19 protein-coding genes are annotated in these 19225 nt (G+C 67.0%); 4 read left to right on the top strand and 15 right to left on the bottom strand.

Annotation, left to right across the window (positions count from 1 at the left end; translation table 11 throughout):
* Positions 1 to 20: 20 nt before the first annotated feature.
* Complete coding sequence (locus ACYVLQ_RS22370) at positions 21 to 1529, top strand: alpha,alpha-trehalose-phosphate synthase (UDP-forming) (RefSeq protein ID WP_460699601.1); 1509 nt, start codon at positions 21 to 23, stop codon at positions 1527 to 1529.
* On the opposite strand, the gene ACYVLQ_RS22375 is transcribed toward ACYVLQ_RS22370, so the two are convergent.
* From ACYVLQ_RS22375 to ACYVLQ_RS22430, 12 genes are all read right to left on the bottom strand, one after another.
* The gene (locus tag ACYVLQ_RS22375) at positions 1530 to 2018 is read right to left on the bottom strand and encodes a h domain protein (protein ID WP_460699454.1); all 489 of its coding nucleotides are present in this window, start codon (positions 2016 to 2018) and stop codon (positions 1530 to 1532) included.
* Positions 2015 to 3004 (bottom strand): hypothetical protein, encoded by a 990-nt coding sequence (locus ACYVLQ_RS22380; protein WP_460699455.1) that lies wholly within the window; start codon positions 3002 to 3004, stop codon positions 2015 to 2017. The genes ACYVLQ_RS22375 and ACYVLQ_RS22380 overlap by 4 nt, the downstream gene beginning before the upstream one ends.
* Positions 3001 to 4413 carry an MCE family protein gene (locus ACYVLQ_RS22385; RefSeq protein WP_460699456.1) on the bottom strand — a complete coding sequence of 471 codons (1413 nt, stop codon included), beginning with the start codon at positions 4411 to 4413 and terminating at the stop codon, positions 3001 to 3003. Before ACYVLQ_RS22385 ends, ACYVLQ_RS22380 begins: the two co-directional genes overlap by 4 nt.
* A complete protein-coding gene (locus tag ACYVLQ_RS22390; RefSeq protein ID WP_460699457.1) occupies positions 4410 to 5645 on the bottom strand; it encodes an MCE family protein in 1236 nt (411 codons plus the stop codon). The genes ACYVLQ_RS22385 and ACYVLQ_RS22390 overlap by 4 nt, the downstream gene beginning before the upstream one ends.
* Positions 5642 to 6895, bottom strand: coding sequence for an MCE family protein (locus ACYVLQ_RS22395; protein WP_460699458.1), 1254 nt, complete (start codon positions 6893 to 6895; stop codon positions 5642 to 5644). The genes ACYVLQ_RS22390 and ACYVLQ_RS22395 overlap by 4 nt, the downstream gene beginning before the upstream one ends.
* On the bottom strand, positions 6892 to 7947 hold the full coding sequence (locus ACYVLQ_RS22400) for an MCE family protein (RefSeq protein WP_460699459.1): 1056 nt from the start codon (positions 7945 to 7947) through the stop codon (positions 6892 to 6894). Before ACYVLQ_RS22400 ends, ACYVLQ_RS22395 begins: the two co-directional genes overlap by 4 nt.
* Positions 7944 to 8921, bottom strand: coding sequence for an MCE family protein (locus ACYVLQ_RS22405; protein ID WP_460699602.1), 978 nt, complete (start codon positions 8919 to 8921; stop codon positions 7944 to 7946). Before ACYVLQ_RS22405 ends, ACYVLQ_RS22400 begins: the two co-directional genes overlap by 4 nt.
* A gap of 50 nt (positions 8922 to 8971) precedes the next feature.
* Entirely contained in the window at positions 8972 to 10189 is a 1218-nt protein-coding gene (locus ACYVLQ_RS22410; protein ID WP_460699460.1) for an MCE family protein, read from the bottom strand.
* A 5-nt stretch (positions 10190 to 10194) separates the two neighbouring features.
* Complete coding sequence (locus tag ACYVLQ_RS22415) at positions 10195 to 11046, bottom strand: MlaE family ABC transporter permease (protein WP_460699461.1); 852 nt, start codon at positions 11044 to 11046, stop codon at positions 10195 to 10197.
* 4 nt (positions 11047 to 11050) lie between these two features.
* Positions 11051 to 11815: an MlaE family ABC transporter permease gene (locus ACYVLQ_RS22420; RefSeq protein WP_068026568.1), complete on the bottom strand. Its 765-nt coding sequence runs from the start codon at positions 11813 to 11815 to the stop codon at positions 11051 to 11053.
* Positions 11816 to 12095: 280 nt separating this feature from the next.
* Entirely contained in the window at positions 12096 to 13001 is a 906-nt protein-coding gene (locus ACYVLQ_RS22425; protein WP_460699462.1) for a 3-oxoacyl-ACP reductase, read from the bottom strand.
* A gap of 43 nt (positions 13002 to 13044) precedes the next feature.
* Entirely contained in the window at positions 13045 to 13233 is a 189-nt protein-coding gene (locus tag ACYVLQ_RS22430; RefSeq protein WP_068026575.1) for a ferredoxin, read from the bottom strand.
* A gap of 176 nt (positions 13234 to 13409) precedes the next feature.
* Here ACYVLQ_RS22430 and ACYVLQ_RS22435 point away from each other — a divergent pair, with 176 nt between their 5' ends.
* Positions 13410 to 14603: an acyl-CoA dehydrogenase family protein gene (locus ACYVLQ_RS22435; protein ID WP_460699463.1), complete on the top strand. Its 1194-nt coding sequence runs from the start codon at positions 13410 to 13412 to the stop codon at positions 14601 to 14603.
* Positions 14604 to 14682: 79 nt separating this feature from the next.
* The gene (locus ACYVLQ_RS22440; RefSeq protein ID WP_460699464.1) at positions 14683 to 15789 is read left to right on the top strand and encodes an acyl-CoA dehydrogenase family protein; all 1107 of its coding nucleotides are present in this window, start codon (positions 14683 to 14685) and stop codon (positions 15787 to 15789) included.
* A gap of 300 nt (positions 15790 to 16089) precedes the next feature.
* Here ACYVLQ_RS22440 and ACYVLQ_RS22445 read toward each other — a convergent pair whose 3' ends face one another.
* Complete coding sequence (locus ACYVLQ_RS22445; protein ID WP_460699465.1) at positions 16090 to 16767, bottom strand: AAA family ATPase; 678 nt, start codon at positions 16765 to 16767, stop codon at positions 16090 to 16092.
* Positions 16768 to 16867: 100 nt separating this feature from the next.
* Positions 16868 to 17377 carry a MepB family protein gene (locus tag ACYVLQ_RS22450; RefSeq protein WP_460699466.1) on the bottom strand — a complete coding sequence of 170 codons (510 nt, stop codon included), beginning with the start codon at positions 17375 to 17377 and terminating at the stop codon, positions 16868 to 16870.
* A 279-nt stretch (positions 17378 to 17656) separates the two neighbouring features.
* Between ACYVLQ_RS22450 and ACYVLQ_RS22455 the strand changes: the two genes are divergently transcribed.
* Complete coding sequence (locus ACYVLQ_RS22455; protein WP_460699467.1) at positions 17657 to 18073, top strand: VOC family protein; 417 nt, start codon at positions 17657 to 17659, stop codon at positions 18071 to 18073.
* Between the two features lie 32 nt (positions 18074 to 18105).
* Here the strand turns inward: ACYVLQ_RS22455 and ACYVLQ_RS22460 are convergent, their stop codons facing one another.
* On the bottom strand, positions 18106 to 19107 hold the full coding sequence (locus tag ACYVLQ_RS22460; RefSeq protein WP_460699468.1) for a sigma-70 family RNA polymerase sigma factor: 1002 nt from the start codon (positions 19105 to 19107) through the stop codon (positions 18106 to 18108).
* Positions 19108 to 19225: the final 118 nt, after the last annotated feature.

Raw genomic sequence — 19225 nt, forward strand, 5'->3', positions numbered from 1 at the left:
CCGATCTATCGAAGCGCGCTCTGCCGGATGCCGACCCCACCCCATCGAGCTACCAGAGCGGCGACGCGGGCTCCGGCTTCGTCGTCGTCGCCAACCGGCTGCCGGTGGATCTGGAGCGACTACCCGACGGCTCCACGCGCTGGAAGCGCAGCCCCGGCGGGCTCGTGACGGCGCTGGAGCCGGTGCTCCGCAACAACAACGGCGCCTGGGTGGGCTGGGCGGGAGTGCCCGACGTCGACGTCGATCCGATCATCGAGGACGGCCTGGAGCTGCATCCGGTGCCGCTGTCGGCCACCGAGGTCGCCGACTACTACGAGGGGTTCTCCAACGGCACGCTGTGGCCGCTCTACCACGACGTGATCGTCCGGCCCGAGTACCAGCGCCGCTGGTGGAGCGCCTACGTCGACGTCAACCGCCGCTTCGCCGAATACACCGCGAAGGTCGCCGCCGAGGGCGCCACCGTCTGGGTGCAGGACTACCAGCTGCAGCTGGTGCCGAAGATGCTGCGCATGCTGCGGCCCGACCTGACCATCGGCTTCTTCCTGCACATCCCGTTCCCGCCGGTCGAGCTGTTCATGCAGTTGCCGTGGCGCACGGAGATCGTGGAGGGTCTGCTGGGGGCGGACCTGATCGGCTTCCACCTGCCGGGCGGTGCGCAGAACTTCCTGTATCTGGCGAGAAGGCTTGCCGGACAGCCGACTTCGCGCGGCACCATCGGGGTGCGCTCGAAAATGGGTGTGGTGCAGGTAGGTTTCCGCACCGTGCGGGTGGGTGCGTTCCCCATCTCGATCGCCTCGGCCGAACTCGACGAGAACTCGCGACGAAAGTCGGTGCGCGAGCGGGCCGCTCAGATCCGCAGCGAACTCGGCAACCCCAAGCACATCCTGCTCGGCGTGGACCGGCTCGACTACACCAAGGGCATCGACATCCGCCTGGAGGCGCTGGAGGAACTGCTGCAGGAGGGGCGCATCGACCCGTCCGATACGGCGATGGTGCAGCTCGCCACGCCCAGTCGCGAGCGGGTCGAGAGCTACATCCAGATGCGCGGCGATATAGAGCGCCAGGTCGGGCGCATCAACGGCGAATTCTCGCGGGTCGGCTTCCCGGTCGTGCACTACATCCACCGGCCGATCCCCCGCGAGGAACTGCTCGCCTTCTTCGTCGCCGCCGACGCCATGCTGGTGACGCCACTGCGCGACGGCATGAACCTGGTGGCCAAGGAGTACGTTGCCTGCCACAGCGGCCTCAACGGCGCGCTGGTGCTCAGCGAATTCACCGGCGCCGCAGCGGAATTGCGTCAGTCCTACCTGTGCAACCCACACGATCTCGACAGCGTCAAGGACGCCATCATGGCCGCCCTCGACGACGACGCCGACACTCGGCGCCGCCGCATGCGCGCCCTGCGCCGCCAGGTCCTCACCCACGACGTGGACCGCTGGGCCCGCGCGTTCCTCGAGGCCCTGGCCCAAGACCAGGTAGCAGGCAGCGCCCTGCTGAGCGACGACGACGTAGACCCGGCGCGCCGGTAATCAGATCGGATTCACCTGTCCGACCAGCCAGTGCCCGTCTTCCTTGTCGAGCGAGACGCGGACGCGGCTGGGCGTCACATTGCCCTGCGGCGCATCCTTGCTCGTGGTGACCTGGTTCAGATAGAGCAGCACGACCGCGTGCGAGCGGTCGGCGGAGACGACACCGGCGGCCTGGGTATTGGCCTGGACGCTGAGCTCCTTCTCCTTCGCGCCCTTGGCGATCACGTCGTTGACGAGCTTCAGATAGTCCTTGCGGAAGGTGGGAGTGAGGCTGTCGCCGACCTTGGGCAGCTCGGTGTCCACGGTGTGGAAGTCGTAGGTGAACATGGCCTGCACGGTGCGGCGCGCCGCCGCGACGGAATCGCTGCGGGCGCTGTCGGCCTGGTTGTCGGACCAGACCTTGAAACCGGTGAGGCCGCCGACGACGGCAGCGGCGACGAAAAGGACTGCCGCACAAGCGATCAGGATGGTGCGCAGGATGTTTTTCATGCCACGAACTCCACTTGCGAGGCGGTGAGGTTGCCGTCGTCGCCGCGGGTGACCGTGACCCGGAAGCGGTAGTACCGCTGCTGCGGGTCCGGGGAGGCGGCGTTCGTCAGCGTCTGTTTGGCGGCGACCAGCACGCGGGCGGAGTGGTCGTCGTCGCTCTCGACGGCGGTCTCGATGATCTCGCCGCTGGCCCTCACCTGGGCTTGCTGCACGACCTGCGCGTAGGCGTCCTTGCGCTCGGTGTACTCGGCCTTCAGCTGCCCCGACGCCACCGCCAGGACGCGATCGATGTCCTGCGGCGCGGTGTCGCCCTTGATGTTGGTGAGGTTGAGCACCGCCTGCTTGGCGGTCTGGGCGTAATCCGCGCGCCGCGTGTCCTGCGCGCTCACCTGATTCTCGTGGTACAGGAAGAACACCCCGGACCCGAGCAGCGCCAGGGCCGACAGCACCGCGACCACCGCGGCGGCCCAGCCGAGGATGCCCACCGAGCCGGCCTTCTTCGGGGACGGTTCGCCGGACTCGGCCACGCCCCTTGCTTCCGTGTCGGTCTCGGGATCCCGGCCAAAAGCATGCCGGGAAGACGAAGAAGCCGAGTCGGGGGCGTCGGACGGTTGCCCGGTCCCCGTCGGCTCATCGGCCGACGCCCCACCCCCGACAATCGGCGCGTCGGAGGGCGCGTCAACCTTCACGGTCGGCTCGTCCGAGGACGCGGCAACCTGCACGGTCGGCACGTCGGAGGACGCGGCAACCTGCACGGTCGGCGCGTCGGAGGACGCGGCAACCTGCACGGTCGGCGCGTCGGAGGGCGCGCCAACCTTCACGGTCGGCTCGTCGGAGGGCGCGGCGGATGGGGTGGTGTCCTTGGGCTGGGTGGTGGGGGTGGCGCGTTCCACCGATTGCGCGGCTCCGCCGCTGTCGACCGGCGGTCCCGCCGACCGCACCACGCGACGGCGCGCCCGACCGGCGGTTCCCTTGTTTTCGCTCATTTCTGCTGCTCCTCGAGCATCGACTGCCAGCTCGACGGTACCGTTCCCGATCCGTCACCAGCCACGTCGCCCTGTCGGTAGGTGCGCCCGTCGGGTCCCAGGAAGGTGCCGCTGCCAGGGTCCATCGGCCTGGTGACCGACGCCGGATGCGTCTCGGTGGCCGGGGGCGCCGGGGGTTCGCCCGAGGCCCCGAAATTCTTCGTGTCCCCGAAGGGCGGGTTGTTGCCCTCCGGCACGTAGCCCTGCGGATCGCGGCACAGCTCCGGCGTCGGGGCCCGCTTGCCCGGCACCTCCGCGCACGGGTAGTTGCGGATGCCGCGCACCGCTTCCTTGGCGTCCTGCGGGACCTTGCAGTACAGCTCGGGCGTATCCGGAATGGAGAAGTCGTTGGCCGACCGCCGCTGATCCGGCGGCAGGAAGCCGGTGATACACCCCGGCGGGTCGTTCAACCCGAGCATGAAGTCCACCATGGCCCCGTACTTGGTGGGCCCGGTCTTCGCGGCGGTGAACAGCGCCGAGATCATCGGCGGCAGCACCACGAGGATCTGTTCCAGCCCGGCGTGATAGGTGACCCCGACCTGGCCGACGCTGACCAGATTCGAAAGCAGCAGCGGCAGTGTCGGTTTCAGGTCCTGGAAGGTCGAACTGACCTTCTGCGCCGCGGCCGGAGTCTTATCGATCAGCCCCCGCAGCGACGGATCGTGTTCGCGCAGTTGGTCGGTCACGGTGGCCAGATCCCTGGTCCACGACCGGACGGCGGCGTCGGACTCGTTCTGGGTGTCCAGCAGCGGCCCGAGCTTCGCCAGCAGATCCTTGGTCGGACCGGTGTTCGCCTTGGCCTCCTGGACCAGCAGCGAGGCGGAGTCGATGAACTTCTGCAGATCCGGCCCGGCGCCGTTGAACGCCGTGAACGCGTCGTCGATGACCTCGCGGAGCTTGGTGTCGGAGATGCTGTTCAGCAACCGGTCGGCCTGATCGAGCATGGCGCCGACATCCTGCGGAAGTTTGGTCCGCTGCGTCGGGATCACCGATCCGTCGGACAGGTTGCCGCCGCGCGGATTCTGCGCGGGCACCAGATCGACGTACTGCTCACCGATCGCGGACACGCTGCGAATCCACGCGTCCACATCCGAGGGCACCTTGTAGTCGCTGTTGACCGACAACTTGGCGTCCACCCCGTCCGGCGTGAGCCGAACCTCCTCGACCTTGCCGATATTCGTGCCGCGATAGGAGACGTTGGCGGTCGGATACAGCCCCCCGGTCGCCGCGAGCTTCACGGTCACCTCGTAGCGCCCGAATCCGAACATCGCCGGGAGGTGCACATAACTGGCGGACATCACCACCAGGCCGATCACCGTCAGCACGGAGAAGATGACCAGCTGTGTCCGGACGAACTTCGTGAGTTTCACTGCCCCGGACCTCCTTGCGGCGCACCGGGAACCGTCAATCCCGGAATGGCGGGCAGGCCCGGAATCGGCGGCAGCCCGGGAATGGTCGGCTGGGCCGGGGGCGGCTGCAGCGGCCCCTGCACGGGATCGCCCTTCTCCCCGGCCGTCCCGGCGATGGTGCCGAGCGCGCCCTCCACGCCGTAGAGCGCCTGTACCCCGCCGAGGCTGCCGCCGAGCGGGCTGCCCGTGAGGAAGTTGGAATCCATTCGCTTGCCGGTGATGTCGTAGGTGACGAACAGATTCATGTAGTCGCCCTTGACCGCCTTGTTGATGCCCTTGATCGGGAACGGGAACGTCAGCAGCATCTGCAGCGAATCCGCGAGCCGGTCGCCGGTGGAGGCCAGCGACTCGAGCGTCGGCGCGAGGTCGGCCAGCTCCGCCTTCAGGTTCTCCCCGCCCTGGGCGATCAGCCGCTGCACGACATCGCTCAGATCACCCAGTGCGGTAATGGTTTTGGTGATGTTCTCGCGCCGATCCGCGAGCACCGTCACCGCCGGGTGGATGTTCTCGATCGCCGACGCCAGCTGATCCTTCTGCTGGGAGAGCTGACCGGAGAACCGGTCGAGCCCCTCCATGGCGCCGATGATGTCGCCGGTCTGCTGATCGAGCGTCGTGGTCAGCTGGTTCAGCTGCGGCAGCAGGTCGCGGATCGCGTCCTCCCGCCCGGTGAACGTCGCGTTGAGTTCGTGCGTGATGGTCTCCAACTGCGAGATTCCGCCGCCGTTGAGCACGACCGACAGCGACGACAGAGTCTGTTCCGTGGTCGGGTAGGCGCCCGCGCGATCGAGCGGAATGACATCGCCCGGGCGCAATTGCCCCTGCGCCGCAACGCCTTCGGGAGCCGCCAGCTCGACGTGATTACTACCCAGCAGACTGGTCTGCCCGATGCGCGCGACCGCGTTGCCGGGCAGTTGGACACCCTTGTCGAGGCTGACCGTGACCAGCGCGTGCCAGTTCTCCACCTCGATCCCGGTCACTGTCCCGACGGTCACGTCGTCCACCTTGACCGGCGAATTGCGGGTCAGCGTGGTGACATTCGGCATCTGGATGCGGACCTGCCAGGCGCCCTCCCCGGTCCCGGCCGCACCGGGCATGGGCAGGGTGTTCAGGCCGTCCCACTGGCAGCCCGCCAGGCCCAGCGTCAGCGCGAGCCCGATGGCCATTCCGGCCGCTCGAATCCTGCGACTCCTCATCGCCCACCTCCCGGAACGGCCAGGCCCGCGATGCCACTCGGCACCGCGACGGGCGGGGCGCTGGGGACCCGCTCCGCGAGATCCGGCGTGCTGTACTCGAGCTGCTGCGGGAACGCCGTCTGCAGCGAGGCCGGATTCGCAATCAGCGGCGGATAATTCATCATCAGCGAATTCAGGACCGGTGCCAGATACTGCCTGCACAGTTCCCCGGACTTCTGGGAGTCGTTGGCCCCGATGCCCTCGATCGCCCCGCACAGGAAGGTGACGGGGTTGGAGAAGTTGGTGCCGGTCACGTTGCCCGTAAGGGAGCCCTGCGCGGGCTTGTAGATCTGGTAGAAGTTCACCAGGCCGTTCGGGCCCGAATGCAGCACCCGCTCGAGTTCGGGCCGCTTGTCGGCCAGCAGCTGCGTGACGTCCTGCAGGCGCTGCACGCCCTCGGTGAGCGCGCCCCCGCGCTCGTCCAGGAACCGCTTGACGTCGACGATCGCCGAGTCCAGATTGTCCAGTCCCGCACCGAGATCCGACGAGACGCCCGCCAACACCGACGAGACCGACGCCAGCCGTCCGCCGAACTGCACGATCTGGTCATTGCTCTTGGACAGCACGTCGACGAACTGCTGCAGGTTGCGGATGGTGCCGAAGAGATCGGTGCGGCCGTCGGAGAGAGTGTTCAGCGTGCTGGACAGCTCCCGCAGCGTGTCGCGCAGCGCCTGGGCGTTGCCGTTGCCGAGGTTGTCGGCGGCGGTGCCGATCGCCCGGCCGAACGAACCCTGCTCGTCCTCGCCCACCGGACCCAAAGCCTCTGAGAGCCGGGTCAATTCGGATTTGATGTCGTCCCACTCCACCGGCACCGCGGTGTGCTCGATCGGGATCTCGCCGTTGTCGTGCATCTTCGGGCCGCCGTTGTAGACCGGGGCCAGCTGCACGAACCGCGCCGACACCAGCGACGGCGACACCGAGACGGCCTTCGCGTCGGCCGGGATGTCGATGCCGCGGTCCACGGTCATGGTCACCTTCACGCGGTCCCGGCCCGGTTCGATCGAGTTGATCTTGCCGACCTTCACCCCGAGCACCCGCACGTCGTCCCCGGCGTACAGGCCGTTCGTAGACGGGAAATACGCGGTGATGTGGGTCTTTCCGATATTGGTGACGGCGCCGTAGACGATCCATCCGGCGAGAGCGACGACCAAGGCCGCGGCGACGTACCGCGTCCAGCGAGGCAGCTGGGAGATCTTGCGCAATGGAGTCATTTCGGCGGCTCCTGTTGGGCGGGGTTGGTCGTCAGCGGAGCGTTCAGATACTCCTGGAACGACTGTGGCAGGCGCTCCGGCCACACCAGCGCGTCGACCAGCGGCCGCATCGTCGGGCTGGTGAGGTTGGCCAGGTAGGACTGGAAGTACGGCCCGCTGCCGACCTGCTCGCCGAGCGCGGCCGCGTACGGGCCGAGGTCGGTGAGCGCCTGTCCCAGCTTGTCCTTGTTGCGCTGCAGCAGCCCCAGCACCGAATTCAGTTTCTCCAGTGCGGGTTTCAGCTGTGCCTCGTTGTCGTCGACGAAGCCGGTCAGCTGCTGCGCCAAGCCGTTCACATACACGATCAGCTGACTGAGCGCGGCGCGGCGGGCGTCCAGCTCGCCGAGCAGATCGTTGCCGTTCAGCAGCAGCGCGTTGATCTGGTCGGAGCGGTCGGCCAGCACCTTGGTGACATTCTGGGCGCGCCCGAGCAACTGGGTGAGGGCCTCGTCGCGGGCGTTCAGGCTGCGCGAGAGCGCCGTGACACCGTCGAGGGCCGACCGCAGCGGGGCCGGGGTGTCGGCGAAGGTCTCCGACAGCGTGTCCAGGGTCTTGTTCACCTGATCGAGGTCGAGGCCGTGCACGGTCGATGCGAGATCGCCGAGCGCGTCGTTGAGCGAGTACGGAGACCTGGTGCGCTCCAAGGGAATCGCGTCGTCGCGGCGAATGGCCCCGGCGCCCTGCGGATCGACCTCGAGCGACTTGCGCCCCAGCACAGTGTTGGTCTTGATGGCCGCGGACGTCTTGTCGCCCAGCACTATCGACTCGTCCAGGCTGAAGCGCACCCGCACCTTGGTGCCCTCGAGCCGCACGTCCTCGACCTGACCGGTGCGCACCCCGGCCACCTGGACCTGGTCCCCGGGGACCAGTCCCCCGGCATCGGCGAAGAACGCGCTGAACTCGGCGCCGCTGCGGATGAAGGGCAGGCGGTCGAACTGCAACGCGGACAACGAGATCGTGGCCGCCAGCACGACGCCGACGATGCCTGCCGACAGTAACCGGTTTCCGTTCACTCGCTCGCACACCTTCCGGTCGACTGATTACCCGGCAGATGCACTTCCATCGGCTTGCCGTCGGGACCGTCGGCGAGCATGGTCACGCCGCAGACGTACATGTTCAGGAACGAGCCGTAGGAACCGATCCGGACCAGTTTCCGGTAGGTCTCCGGCAGCTGATCGAAGATGTCCTGCAGGTCGCCGGACTTGTCGTCGAGATTCTGCGACAGCTGCCCCAGCTGGCCGAAGGTCTGCTTCAGATCGGGACGGGCCTGCTGCAGCAGGCCGGTCAGGTCCCCGGTGGCGCCCGCGAGCCGCGGCAGTGCCTCGCCGATCGGATCCTTGTCCGCCGCAAGACCGCTCACCAGACGATTCAGTTCGGTGAGGGTGGTATCGAATTCCTTGCCGCGGTCGTCGATGGTGGCGAGCACGGTCTTCAGGTTCTCGATCACGCTGCCGATCAACGCATCCCGGTCCGCCAGTGTCTTGGTGAACGAGCCACCGCTGTTCAGCAGCGACACCAGCGCGCCGCCCTGCCCCTGGAACACCTGCAGCAGGGCACTGGTCAGGTCGTTCACCTGGGCGGGGTCGAGCCCTCTGAGCAATGGTTTGAACCCGCCGAGCAGCAGATCCAGATCGAGGGCGGGCTTGGTCTTGTCGGTACCGATGGTGGCGTTCTTCGACAGCTGGTGGGCGTTACCCGGGCCTTCCAGCAACTCCAGATACCGGTCGCCGACGAGATTCTCGTAGCGGATGGTCGCCCGGGTGCTCGCGTAGAGCTTGTATTTGGTGTCGACATCGAAATCGACGTGCGCTAGATGATCCTTGCCGACGTACACCCGCGACACCGATCCCACCGGCACCCCGGCGATGCGCACCTTCGAACCGGGCAGCATGCCCGACGAATTGGTGAACACCGCGTGATAGCCGGTCTCCCGGGAGAACCGCATCTGGCTGAAGATCACGCCGAGCAGCGCGAGTACGAGCACCATGACCAGCGTGAAGATGCTCAGCTTCACGGTGGCGGCGTGTGGTTTGAAGCTCACGGGTGGGGCACCCCCGGCATTCCGGCGAACATCAACTCGAAGACCCTGGAACCGTTGAGATGCGACTGGAGTTCAGGGGTGTACACGGTGCCCTCCGCGGTATCGGTGACCAGATAGTTGGAGTGGCTGCCCGGCTTGCGATCCATGATGTTCTCGCAGTGCGGGCCACCGGTGGCATTCACCTTCGGCAGATCCTTCGGGTATTTGTACGGCTCACCGCCGGGCATGAAGCCCGCGTTCAGCAGCACGCCCGCCCCGCTGCCGCCGAAAATGTGGTTCGCCAGGTCGAGGTTGTTACCGATGCCCTCGACTACGCAGTTCAGACCCGAGCGGTACTCGTAGAGCAGGTCGGTGGTGGGCCGCAGCAGATCCAGCGCGGTGACCAGCGACTGCTCGTTGTCCCGCAGGATGGGTGACACCGTATCGGCCAGCCCGATGAGATTCACCAGCATGGCGTCGAATTGGTGTTCTTTCTCCACAACCGTCGCACCGGTCGTCTGCACATTGTCGGTGGTGCGCAACAGATCCGGCACGGTATCCGCGTACAGATTCGTCACGCCCACCGAGGACCGCAGATCTCGTTGCAGATCCGGAAGGCTCGGATTGATGTCCTTCAGATACTGATCGCTGTCGGCCAGCAGTTGGCCGAGTTTGGCGCCGCGGCCCTCGAGGGCCGTTCCCAGCGCTGTCAGCGTCGCATTCAGCTTCTCCGGCTGCACCTTGCCCAGCACATCGGTCAAATGCTGGAACAGCGTATTGAACTCGACCGTCACGGCCTGTGCGGCCAGCGTCGCGCCCGGGCGCAGATGGTCCTTCGACGGCTGTTCCGGAATCTCGAAATTCACGTACTTCGCGCCGAATACGGTGGTGGAGCGGATGTCGGCAACGGCATTGGCGGGCACCAGCTTCAGCTGTTCCGGATCCACCGCCAGCCGCAGTCGCGCATTGTCGCCCGTATACGAAATCGACGAGACCCGGCCGATTTCCACGCCCCGGATCTTGACCTTCGCATCCGGATCCAGCACCAGCCCGGCCCGCGGCGCCTCGACATAGATCGCCCGGGTGTCGGTGAATCCGCCCGCGAACATGGTCAATGCGACGGCGACGATCGCCGCCATGCCCAGCACCATTGCCAGCCCGGCCAATTTGACGCCCCACCCAGCGCCGAATATCTTTCCGGCGCCGTCCTTTTCGACCAGTTTGTTTGCCGCCATACCGCCTACCCGGAGAGATGGAAATTGCCGGTGGTGCCGTAGATCGCCAGCGACACCAGCAGAGTCACCGTCACAACCGCGACCAGCGAGGCGCGCACCGCGCTGCCGACCGCGATTCCGACACCGACCGGACCGCCCGTGGCGTGATATCCGTAGTAGGTGTGAATCAGCATGACCGCCATGGCCATGACGATCGCCTGCACGAACGACCACAGGATGTCGCTGGGTATCAGGAACGTCGAGAAATAGTGGTCGTACACACCGGCCGACTGCCCGTAGATGATCACCGTCGCGAATCGGCTGGCAATGAACGAGGCGATCACCGCCAGCGCGTACAGCGGAACGATCGCGATCATGCCGGCGAGCACCCGGGTCCCGATCAGGAACGGCACCGGCCGGATCGCCATCGATTCGAGGGCGTCGATCTCCTCGGCGACGCGCATCGCGCCCAGCTGCGCGGTGGCGCCGGCGCCGATAGTAGCCGCCAGGCCGATGCCCGAGATCACCGGCGCGGCGATGCGCACATTGATGAAGGCCGCGAAGAAGCCGGTCAGCGCCTCGACGCCGATATTGCCGAGCGAGCTGTAGCCCTGCACCGCGATGGTGCCGCCGGTGAACAGCGTCATGAATCCGACGATCACCACCGTGCCGCCGATCACCGCCAGCGCGCCGGTGCCCATGCTGATCTCCGCGATGAGCCGGATCGTCTCCGTGCGGTAGTGCGTCAGCGCCCGCGGCACGGAGGCCAGCGACTGCGCGTAGAAAACCGCATGCCTTCCGACGTTGTCCAGCGAGGCGGACATCCTGCGCACTCGTCGCACAGTACGCGGGAAGCGGGATTCGATCACAAAGGCCATACCGTCACCGCACCGAGAATTTGACGCCGACGGCGGTGACCACAACGTTCACCACGAACAGAGCCATGAAGGAGAACACCACCGTCTGATTGACCGCATCGCCGACGCTCTTGGGACCGCCCCGGACATTCAGCCCGAGATAGCACGCCATCAGCCCGGCGATCAGGCCGAACAGTGTCGCCTTGACCTCCGAGATAACCAATTCGGGCAAATGCGTCAGCAGCGTGATCCCGTTGACGAAGGCGCCGGGATTCACGCCCTGTAGGAATACCGAGAACACGAAACCGCCGAGGATGCCGATCGTGCACACCAGTCCGTTGAGCAGCGCGGCCACGAACATCGACGCCAGCACGCGCGGCACCACCAGCCGATGGATGGGATCGATGCCCAGCACCCGCATGGCGTCGATCTCCTCCCGGATGGTGCGGGCCCCCAGATCCGCGCAGATCGCGGTGGCGCCCGCACCGGCCACGATCAACACCGTGACGATCGGGCCGACCTGGGTGACCGAGCCGAACGCCGCGGCCGCACCGGACAGGTCGGCCGCGCCGATCTCGCGCAGCAGGATGTTGAGCGTGAAGCACACCAGCACGGTGAACGGAATGGCGACCAGCAGGGTCGGGGCGATCGACACCCGGGCCACGAACCACGATTGGTCGATGAACTCGCGCCGTTGAAAGGGGGGCCGTACCAGGGCTCGTGCCACACCGGCGGTGAGTTCGAAGAACCCGCCGACCGCTTGCATCGGCACGGCAAGAACCTGGTTCATTCCGCGATTCCTCCTAGCCGTGCCTTGCACATACTGCCTGCGACGGGGTCCACAGCAGGTCCACCGTCTCGAAGATTAGAACATGTTCATCCGCATTCTGGGCAGAATTTGTGGTTTTTGAGCTGCCCTTTTCGGTCGAGCCAGGGTCTGGAGCTAGAACATGTTCATACAGCGTACAGAGCGCCCTTGTGAGGAGCCACACACCATCGAGATCCATGTCTACCAACTGCGGGACAACTGATCAACCAGTGTCCGATGGCAGCTGACACCAGTTGCTCACTCAGCCGAGATCGTGCAGCGCTGTCGCGGAAAACGTACGCCCCGAGGGCCGTTCGGAGAAGTAGTTTCCGAGAGTGTCGGCCAGTGCGGCCGAACTCCATTCCGCACCGTCGGCGTCGAAGCGCCGCTCGACCTCCGGCGCGGCCATCAAAGCCACCATCGGCCCGTAGACCACGAAGACCTGTCCGCTGATCGCCGCGGCGGCCGGAGCGGCCAGATAGGCGACCAACCGCGCCACATGATCGGGCGACAGCGGGTCCACCTCGCCCTCGGGCGCGTCGGAGAACACCTTCTCGGTCATCGCGGTGCGCGCCCGCGGGCAGATCGCATTGGCCCGCACGCCGTAGCGCGCCAGGCCGCGCGACGCCGACAGCGTCAGCGCCGTGATGCCCGCCTTGGCCGCCGCGTAGTTGGCCTGCCCCTCCGGCCCGAGCAGACCGGCCTCGGAGGAGGTGTTGATCAGGCGCCCGTACACCGGCGCGCCCGACTCCTTGGACTTGCCGCGCCAGTAGGCACCCGCGTTGCGGGTCAGCAGGAAGTGACCGCGCAGGTGCACCGCGAGCACCGCGTCCCAGTCCTCGTCGGACAGATTGAACAGCATGCGGTCGCGGGTGATCCCGGCGTTGTTCACCACGATGTCGACCCCGCCGAACGCCTCGTCCGCCGTACGGATCAACGCGTCCGCGGTGGCCCGCTCGGCCACGCTGCCCGCCACGAACTCGGCCTTGGCACCGAGGGCGCGGATGTCGGCGAGCGTCGCGGCAACCGCCTCGTTTTCGGCCAGATCGTTGACCACGACGGCGGCGCCGGCACCGGCCAGGGCGAGCGCCTCCGCCCGTCCCAGCCCGGCTCCGGCTCCGGTCACAATCGCCACTCGACCGGAGAGACTCAGTTCACTTTCAGCCACGGGCCGACTCTAGAACGTGTTCCAGTCAACGGCAAGCATCCGGTCACTGAAGTTTCAGCGCCGCCTTCGGGCACTGCGAGACCGCGGTCTCGACATCGGCCAGCCGATCCGGGGCAACCTCGGCCTCCACGATGTGCAGCACGTCCTCGTCGTCGAGTTCGAACACGTCGGGCGCGATTCCGACGCAGATTCCGTTCGCCTCGCACTGATCGAGATCCACACTGACCTTCATTGCCATCTCCTTCGCCGCCGGTATCGCCGAGCTTATAGGGCCATCCCGGCCACCGCGGCTGAAGCGGCCGGATCTAGGCTCCATACTGGAACATGTTTCAGTCAATGTGCAATGATCGGAACACCGGCCCAGCCCCATATCGGACGGCTATCGAACAAAGTTATGAGGTCACCGCGATGCGCATTGCGTATACCCCGCAACAGGAACAGCTGCGCGCCGAGCTGCGCGAGTACTTCGGCAAGCTGATCACCCCCGAACGCCGCGCGGCGCTGTCGGCCCAGACCGGCGAATACGGGCACGGCGACGTCTACCGGGAGGTCGTGCGGGATATGGGCCGCGACGGCTGGCTCGCCCTGGGCTGGCCGAAGGAGTTCGGCGGCCAGGACCGCTCCACCATGGATCAGCTGATCTTCACCGACGAGGCCGCCGCGGCGGGCGCCCCGGTGCCGTTCCTGACCATCAACTCGGTGGCGCCGACGATCATGCACTACGGCACCGAGGAGCAGAAGAAGTTCTTCCTGCCCAAGATCGCCGCCGGTGAGCTGCACTTCTCCATCGGCTACTCGGAGCCGGGCGCGGGCACCGACCTGGCCTCGTTGCGCACCTCCGCGGTGCGCGACGGCGACGACTGGGTCATCAACGGCCAGAAGATGTGGACCAGCCTCATCCAGTACGCCGACTACGTGTGGCTGGCGGCGCGCACCGACCCGAATGCCAAGAAGCACAAGGGCATCAGCATGTTCATCATGCCGACCACGGCCGAGGGCTTCTCCTGGACGCCGGTGCACACCATGGCCGGGCCGGATACCAGCGCCACCTACTACCAGGACGTGCGGGTGCCGCACAGCGCGATGGTCGGACCGGAGAACGGCGGCTGGTCGCTGGTCACCAACCAGCTCAACCACGAGCGGGTGGCGCTGACCTCCGCGGCGCCGCTGCAGCTGGCGCTGAACCAGACGGTGGAGTGGGCGCGCGACGCCAAGGATTCCAACGGCGCGCGGGTGATCGATAGCGAGTGGGTGCGGCTGAATCTGGCCCGGGTGCACGCCAAGGTCGAGTTCCTGAAACTGCTGAACTGGGAGATCGCGTCGGGCGCCGATGCGGGCGGCGACGCCGCGCCGCAGCCGTGGGATGCCTCCACCTGCAAGGTGCTCGGTACCGAGCTGGCCACCGAGGCCTACCGCGCGCTCATGGAGGTGCTGGGGCCGCAGGGCTATCTGCGCCAGGACTCCCCCGGCGCCGCGCTGCGCGGGCGGCTCGAGCGCATGCACCGCGCCTGCCTGATCCTGACCTTCGGCGGCGGCACCAACGAGGTGCAGCGCGACATCATCGCCATGACCGCCCTGAAGCAACCCGCCGCGACCCGCTGAGCCCGATGGCCACGCGTGCGTCGGGCGGAGAGGGACCCCGTCCTGGCCGCGCGGTTGACACGAAAGCTAGGTAGACACAATGGATTTCACACCGACAGAGGGGCAGCAGGATCTCGCCCGGTTGACCGGCGAGGTGTGCGGCAAGCTCGTCACCGCCGATCGGCTGCGCGAACTCGACACCGCGGACGTGCGTTTCGACGACACCCTGTGGAAGTCGCTGGCCGAGACCGGGGTCCTGGCGGCGACGTTGCCCGAGTCCGTCGGCGGCAGCGACCTCGGCATCCTGGAGCAGACGGCGGTGCTGCGCGAGCTGGGCAAGTACGTGGCGGCCGTGCCGTATCTGTGGTCGGTCGTGCTCGGCGCGGGTGCGCTCGCGGCATTCGGGTCGCAGGCCCAGCGCGATATCGCCGCGAAAGCCGCTGCGGGCGAAGCGATCCTGACGGTCGCGCTGTCCGAGGAGCGCAACTGGGAGCCCGCCCGGCCCACGACCACGGCCGCCGCGGACGGCGCGGGCTGGCGGCTGACCGGCGCCAAGACCGTCGTGCCGTTCGCCGCGCAGGCTTCGCGAATCCTGGTGTCGGCCAGCATTTCCGGGGCACCGGCGGTGTTCCTGGTCGATCCGTCCGACGCGAGCGTGCGGGTGACGGCGCAGCAGGTGGTCGACCGCAGCCCGGAGTCCGAACTCGAATTCGACCGCACACCGGCGGAATTGGTCGGCACGGTCGAGTCCGGCGCGGAGATCCTGGACTGGCTGCTGTCACGCGGATGGCTGGGCCTGGCCGCCCTGCAGCTCGGAACGCTGGAGCGGGCGCTGGAGCTGGTCGCCGAATACGGCCGGGAGCGGGAGCAGTTCAACCGGAAGATCGGCAGTTTCCAGGCGGTCGCACAGCGGCTGGCCGACGGCTACATCGACCTGCAGGGCCTACGGCTGGCGGTCACCCAGGCGGCCTGGTGCCTGTCGGAGGGCCTACCGGCCGGGGCCGAGATCCACACCGCCAAGTTCTGGGCCGCCGAGGCCGGTCACCGCATCGCCCACACCGTCGTCCACGTACACGGCGGCGTAGGCATCGACCGAGACCACGTGGCCCACAACTACTTCACCGCCGCCAAACACAACGAATTCGCCCTCGGCGGCGCCACCGACCACCTCCGCGCCCTGGGCGCGAAGCTGGCCGAATCCCACTGAACCGACTGCGCGCCGGGACGAACTCCACCACGTTCGTCCCGGCACTCGGCCTCCTCGTCGCCCCCCACGTCCCAGTCGTCCACCGTGCCTGTACCCTCGCGCTCCGACTCCACCACCACGCTTACCCTCTCCTCCCGGCACACCCACACCATTTCCTGCCACACCCACACCATTTCCGCCACGCCACACCCATTTCCGCCACGCCACACCCATTTCCGGCACGCCCACCCCATTTCCCGGCACGCTCTTGGCCGGGATCTCACACCCCGCGGAGTTCACCCGGAGCTCGCGAGCTTCTGGTCAGGCGAGTCTGCGGTTCAGCTCCGCACTTGCCCGCTGTAGGCGCTCGACCGCGTAGTCGAATTCGGACAGCGGCTCGGCGCGGGTGAGGATCTGGTCGACGGTTTGCTCTACGGTGAGATCCGAAGAGTCCAGCCACAATCCGAGGCGCGGGGTTTCCGCGTGCAGGACCTTGTCGAGGTCCGCGACGGTGAAGGTGCCGTACGCCTTCTTGCCGCGACCGGCCTCGCGGCGCTCGACGGCTTCGGGCCGAGGTACCAGGACTACGACATAGAGCGGGCGGGTCCGGATCTGCTCGACCGTGTACGGCAGCAGCTCGCCCAGGACCGTGTCCTGCAGGACGGCCGTGAACCCCTCCGCCGCATAACCATCCGCGACCTGAGCCGCCAGGCGGTGCCGCAACCGCAGCTGCGCCAGTGCCTCCGGGCTCGGATCGGGGGACATCTCGGCGCTGCCACTGACCACCGCGCGCCGGTAGGTATCGCCGCGCACATGCGCCGACAGCGAAAACCGCTCGGCGAGAGCCTGCGCCACGGTGGATTTCCCCGCGGCCTGGATTCCGGTGATCAGATAGACCGCGCCGGTCAGCGGGCCCCCGCCCGCGCTCTCCGCAGGTTCGGCGGCCTCTCGACCGTGTTCGCGGGACGGATCGGAGGATGCTGCGTCGGATTTGGTCATGACTGGACCATATGTGCTGGCCGCGCGGCGCCGCACTGACATTTCCGCATCGCACCCACCTTCCGTGGTGGTGACTTGGGAGATGAATGGCGCTGGTTTTTCAGGGCTTGTCGGCCGATGTCGGCAGCACCGGGTCGTATAGGCGGTGTGCCCGCGGCAGATCAGGATCATGGCCGTCGTCGAGATCGAGAAAGTAGTCGCACTGCCACGTCTGCGACCGCCGCGCTTGCCTGTTGCCCGTCACCGACCAGGGCGGATACACACGAAACCCGCGCTTACCGCCGTGACCGGCCACGGACACGATGCCGTGCTCGACCAGAGCGGTCTTCGGGAACACGAACTGACCGAAGCGCCACCCCTCCCGGGCAGTGATCACCAGCAGATCGACGCCTTCCTCGCTGGTGAACGGCTCAGTCGACCCGTCCCCGGCGCGCCGCCACACCGTGACGAACAGGCCGACCTTCGCCGGCGTCGGCTTGCCCACCCGAAACCGGACAGACCCACGACCCACGCTGGACACGTACGCCCCGTAGTCGGCGTTGTCGGTCTCGGCGATCGCGGCCGACAACGCCAACCCCAGCCGGCCGACAAGGCGCCTCGCCTCGGCCACATCAGGGTGCACACCTACAGAATCCAAAACCAACTCCTCCGACCGCCCGAACCCACAGCGTCGCTGCATATTTCGTACACGCGTTACTTCCCGGTCGTCAGCTGTTCAGCTCGGTGCCTCCGCGGGTCGAATCCGTGGCACACGCCGTCGTCGCCCGAACACGCGCACCGTCCGCACCTGGACGGTTCGTTACGGTCCGCAACTATTCGATGAGTTTCGGCGGCCCGACCCGTCTGAATCCATGTACACGAACCGAGTGCGCAGTCGAAAGGGACCGGCATGGCCAGCAAGATGATCTTCCTCAACCTCCCCGTCGCAGACCTGGAGCGGTCCAAGAAGTTCTACGAGGCGCTGGGATGGAAGGTGAACCAGGACTTCACCGACGACAACGCCGCCTGCGTCGTCATCGACGACAACATCTGCGTGATGCTGCTGGTGCCCTCGTTCTTCGAGACGTTCACCAAGAGGCCGATCGCCGACACCGTCACAACCATCGGATCCCTCTACGCATTGTCACTGGGCAGCGCGCAGGAGGTCGACGACCTCACCGCCGCGGCCGTCGGCGCCGGCGGCACCGAGGAGGTCAACGCGGACAAGCGCGCCCAAGAGGCACAGGTCGGCATGCACGGCCGCACCTTCATCGACCCGGACGGCCACCAGTGGGAACTCTTCTACATGGCCGCCCCGGCCGCCTGAACACCCACCCGGCGGGGCCGCGTGCTTGTCGACTAGCTCTCTCGGTATTCCTTCTCCAGCCCGAACAGCGGGAACATGCGGTCGGTGTCGAGGAAGAAGTGCAGGCCGCTGATCTGGTCGCCGTCGAGTTCGAGGACGGTGATCGACCAGGGCTTGTACACGCCGGGCTCCTCGCTCGGCTTGTAGTGGCCGAACGCGGGCAGGCCGTTGGCTCCTGCCAGCGGGATCATCTTGGAACCCCGGCACTCCTGACCGGTCGTGAGCATGAACTGGGCGACGTTCTCCGGGCCGGAGACCCACAGCTCGAACGGCGGCATGGACAGTGCCACATCCTGTTTCAGCAGCGAGGTGAGCGTGTCCATGTCGTAGGCCTCGAACGCCTTGACGAAGCCCTCGACGAGTTTGCGCTGCTCCTCATCGGACTCGTCGTAGCCGCCGGACTCGTCCGGCTGCACCTTGGACATGGTGGCCCGGGCCCGCTGCAGCGCGCTGTTCACCGAGGCCGGTGACATGGTCAGCATGTCGGCGGTCTCGTTCGCGGAGAAGCGCAGGACCTCGCGCATGATCAGGATCGCGCGCTGGGTGGCCGGAAGATGCTGCACGGCGGCCACGAACGCCAGCCGCAGCGAATCCTTCGCCGTGGCGTGCTCGGCCGGATCGGCGCCGAAGGCCATGCCGTTGGGGATGGGCTCGACCCACACGTAGTCCGGCTGGGCGGGCGGCAGCGGCGTGTCCGGGCTCGACGGACCCGACAGGTCCATCGGCCGGGCCCGCCGCTGCGGGCCGTCCAGCATGTCCAGGCAGACATTGGTGGTGATCTTGTACAGCCACGAACGGATGCTGGACCGGCCCTCGAACGAGCCGTAGGCCTTCCACGCCCGGGTGAACGCGTCCTGTACCGCATCCTCGGCCTCGAACGAGGACCCCAGCATCCGGTAGGCGTAAGCACACAGCTCCCGCCGGTACCCCTCGAATTGCTCCAGCACCTCGCGAGTGATCTCGGTGGAACCGGCGGAACTGACCGTCTTGCTCATGTCAGACACTCTGGCACAGGGCACCGACAAGAAACACCCCGAAACCCAGGGCATTCACGTCTCAAACGTGACATAGACCACATGCGCCACACCATTTACCCGACGACCGCACCCGCTG

Source organism: Nocardia thraciensis (assembly GCF_054782435.1).

Coding starts and splice junctions, on each gene's coding strand:
- ACYVLQ_RS22445 (WP_460699465.1), bottom strand. CDS start 16,767: ATGACCAAATCCGACGCAGCATCCTCCGATCCGTCCCGCGAACACGGT.
- ACYVLQ_RS22375 (WP_460699454.1), bottom strand. CDS start 2,018: ATGAAAAACATCCTGCGCACCATCCTGATCGCTTGTGCGGCAGTCCTT.
- ACYVLQ_RS22455 (WP_460699467.1), top strand. CDS start 17,657: ATGGCCAGCAAGATGATCTTCCTCAACCTCCCCGTCGCAGACCTGGAG.
- ACYVLQ_RS22395 (WP_460699458.1), bottom strand. CDS start 6,895: ATGACTCCATTGCGCAAGATCTCCCAGCTGCCTCGCTGGACGCGGTAC.
- ACYVLQ_RS22380 (WP_460699455.1), bottom strand. CDS start 3,004: ATGAGCGAAAACAAGGGAACCGCCGGTCGGGCGCGCCGTCGCGTGGTG.
- ACYVLQ_RS22405 (WP_460699602.1), bottom strand. CDS start 8,921: ATGGTGCTCGTACTCGCGCTGCTCGGCGTGATCTTCAGCCAGATGCGG.
- ACYVLQ_RS22435 (WP_460699463.1), top strand. CDS start 13,410: ATGCGCATTGCGTATACCCCGCAACAGGAACAGCTGCGCGCCGAGCTG.
- ACYVLQ_RS22460 (WP_460699468.1), bottom strand. CDS start 19,107: ATGAGCAAGACGGTCAGTTCCGCCGGTTCCACCGAGATCACTCGCGAG.
- ACYVLQ_RS22420 (WP_068026568.1), bottom strand. CDS start 11,815: ATGAACCAGGTTCTTGCCGTGCCGATGCAAGCGGTCGGCGGGTTCTTC.
- ACYVLQ_RS22430 (WP_068026575.1), bottom strand. CDS start 13,233: ATGAAGGTCAGTGTGGATCTCGATCAGTGCGAGGCGAACGGAATCTGC.
- ACYVLQ_RS22415 (WP_460699461.1), bottom strand. CDS start 11,046: ATGGCCTTTGTGATCGAATCCCGCTTCCCGCGTACTGTGCGACGAGTG.
- ACYVLQ_RS22390 (WP_460699457.1), bottom strand. CDS start 5,645: ATGAGGAGTCGCAGGATTCGAGCGGCCGGAATGGCCATCGGGCTCGCG.
- ACYVLQ_RS22440 (WP_460699464.1), top strand. CDS start 14,683: ATGGATTTCACACCGACAGAGGGGCAGCAGGATCTCGCCCGGTTGACC.
- ACYVLQ_RS22410 (WP_460699460.1), bottom strand. CDS start 10,189: ATGGCGGCAAACAAACTGGTCGAAAAGGACGGCGCCGGAAAGATATTC.